Source organism: Streptomyces sp. NPDC059853, assembly GCF_042731495.1.
In the GTDB taxonomy this organism is placed as follows: Bacteria; Actinomycetota; Actinomycetes; order Streptomycetales; family Streptomycetaceae; genus Streptomyces.
Window position 1 is genome coordinate 1 of sequence record NZ_JBHWJL010000477.1, and the last position, 2,533, is coordinate 2,533.

A 2,533-nucleotide genomic window follows, 5' to 3' on the forward strand; every position below is an offset into this window, starting at 1 on the left:
GTGTGGTCGTGATCGGTTACCCGGACACCGAGCTGCTCGACATCTCCTGCCCGACAGGCGTGTTCGACGCGGCCACCCGCTGGGGCGCGAACCCCGGATACCGGGTCGAACTGGTCTCGCTCGGTGGCCTGCCGGTGCGCACGAGCTGCGGCCTCGCCCTCGCCGCCGACGCCCTGGAGCGGGTCGGCGGCCGGCTGGACAGCGTGGTGGTGGCGGGCGGGCCGGGGCATCAGACCGCTGCCGAGGACGCCCGGCTGCTCGTCCACCTGCGCCGGCTGGCCGGGCTCAGCCGCCGGGTGGTCTCGGTGTGCACGGGCGCCACCCTGCTGGCCGCGGCCGGCCTGCTGGACCGGCGCCGGGCGGCCACGCACTGGACGTGGGCGGCGGAGCTGGCCGCCCGGTACCCGGCCGTCACCGTGGACCCCGCGTCGCTGTTCGTCTCCGACGGCAATGTCCATACCTCGGCGGGCGTGACCAGCGCGATCGACCTCACGCTCGACCTGGTGGAGCAGGACCACGGCCCGGCGCTGGCCCGCGAGGTGGCCCGGTTGCTGGTCGCGTACCTGCAGCGGCCGGGCAACCAGGCGCAGGTGAGCATGCACGTGGCGGCGCCGCCGCCCGACCACCGGCTGGTCCGGGAGGTCTGCGAACACATCACCGCCCACCCGGACGCCGACCTCGACGCTGCCACGCTGGCGCGATTCGCCGGGGTGAGCCCGCGTCACCTCACCCGGCTGTTCGCCGCGGAGCTCGGCACCACGCCTGCCCGGCACGTGCGCGCCGTGCGCGCCGAAGCGGCCGCCCAGCTGCTGGCCGCCACCAGCCTGCCGCTCACCGCCATCGCCCGCCAGTGCGGACTGCGCACCACCGAGACGCTGCGGCAGGTCTTCGCCGATCTGTTCGCGACCACGCCGTCGGCGTACCGGCGGGCGGCCCGGCACGGCTGAAGCTGTCGCGCCTGGGCACGGGGCGCGGGGCGGGGTCGGCCGTCCGGGCGGAGGCGCGGGAAAACCGGTACGTCGACGGCGTTTCCCCTGGCAAAGTGTTCCCCCGTGTCCCGTCCCGACCGGCTTCCCCTCCTCACGGCCGACTGCGCCCGCTGTTTCGCGCTGTGCTGCGTCGCCCTGCCGTTCGCCGCCTCCGCCGACTTCGCGGCCGACAAGCCCGCCGGCCGGCCCTGTGCGCAGTTGCGCGAGGACTTCCGCTGCGGCATCCACGAGCGGCTGCGCCCGGCCGGGTACGCCGGCTGCACCGTCTACGACTGCTTCGGCGCCGGTCAGCGCGTCTCGCAGCACACGTTCGGGGGACGGGACTGGCGGCAGGATCCGGAGACCGCCCGCGCCATGTTCGCCGCCTTCCCCGTTGTCCGGCAGCTCCACGAACTGCTGTGGTACCTGTCGGAGGCCCTGACCCTGCGGCCCGCCGCCGCGCTGCACGGCGAGGTGCGCCGGGCGCTGGAGGCGACGGAGCGGCTGGCCGCCGGTACCCCCGAGGAGCTGCGCGCCGCCGATGTGGCCGCCCACCGGGACACGGTCAGCGCGTTGCTGCTGTGCGTCAGCGAACGGGTACGGGCCGGGGTTCCGGGCCGCCGCCGCGATCACCGGGGCGCGGATCTCCTCGGCGCCCGGCTGAAGGGCGCCGATCTGCGCGGCGCGAGTCTGCGCGGCGCGCTGCTGATCGCCGCCGATCTGCGGTCGGCGCGGCTGTCGCGGGCCGATCTGATCGGCGCGGACCTCCGCGACGCGCGGCTGCACGGGGCGGATCTGCGGGGCGCGCTCTTCGTCACCCAGGCGCAGCTGAACGCCGCCCGGGGCGACGCCGCCACCCGGCTGCCCGGAGGGCTCAGCCGTCCCGCCCACTGGCCGGCGGGCTGATCCCGGCCACGGCCAGGGCGAGCAGCCGGTCCGCCTCGGCGGCCGGGTCGCGGTGGTGCTCGGTGGCGAGCGCGATGCCGGTGACCAGGGTCAGCAGATCGACGATGGTGAGGCCGGGGGAGACCGCGCCGTCCCGGGCGGCGCGGCGCAGCAGGGGGTCGGCGGCGTCGCTCAGTTTCGTGGTGCACCGGGACACGTGCGCCTCCTCGTAGGTGAGGGTGGCGGCCATGCCCCGGGCGGAGGCGGCGTACGCGGTGAGGTCGCTCAGCCAGGCGAGCAGCGCGGCGCGGCTGTCGGGGGCGTCCGCCAGCACGCGGGCGCGCTCGCACAGGGCTTCGACGCGCTCCTGGAAGACGGCGTCGAGCAGGGCGCGGCGGCTGGGGAAGTGGCGTCGCACGGTGGCCGATCCGACGCCCGCTGCGCGCGCGACCTGTTCCAGGGAGGTGTCGGCGCCGTGGGCGGCGACCTCGGCCTCGGCCACGGCGAGGATCAGGGCGTGATTGCGCCGGGCGTCCGCGCGTTGCTGGGCGGGCATGGGGGCGCCTCCGGAGGGGGTTTGCCAAGTGGCGGGGTCCTCCGTATCGTACCGAAAACGTAAACGGCGGGCCCCGCCGTTTAGCTCTCCGTGCCTGCCCCGACCCGAGGAGCGACCCCATGCC

Annotated in this window: 3 protein-coding genes; 2 read left to right on the forward strand and 1 reads right to left on the reverse strand. The window is 76.1% G+C overall.

Translation table 11 applies throughout. The annotated features are described in order from the left end of the window. Positions 1-2 precede the first annotated feature (2 nt). Together ACFV5N_RS26965 and ACFV5N_RS26970 are read left to right on the forward strand one after the other, a co-directional pair. Entirely contained in the window at positions 3-947 is a 945-nt protein-coding gene (locus tag ACFV5N_RS26965) for a GlxA family transcriptional regulator (protein ID WP_385604902.1), read from the forward strand. Positions 948-1,052: 105 nt separating this feature from the next. Next, positions 1,053-1,874 (forward strand): pentapeptide repeat-containing protein, encoded by an 822-nt coding sequence (locus ACFV5N_RS26970; RefSeq protein WP_385604905.1) that lies wholly within the window; start codon positions 1,053-1,055, stop codon positions 1,872-1,874. On the opposite strand, the gene ACFV5N_RS26975 is transcribed toward ACFV5N_RS26970, so the two are convergent. Further along, entirely contained in the window at positions 1,843-2,409 is a 567-nt protein-coding gene (locus tag ACFV5N_RS26975) for a TetR/AcrR family transcriptional regulator (protein WP_385604908.1), read from the reverse strand. The genes ACFV5N_RS26970 and ACFV5N_RS26975 overlap by 32 nt on opposite strands. Positions 2,410-2,533 lie beyond the last annotated feature (124 nt).

What these genes read in the sequence shown, in the direction of transcription:
- ACFV5N_RS26975 (WP_385604908.1), bottom strand. Translation starts at nt 2,409, where the DNA reads ATGCCCGCCCAGCAACGCGCGGACGCCCGGCGCAATCACGCCCTGATC.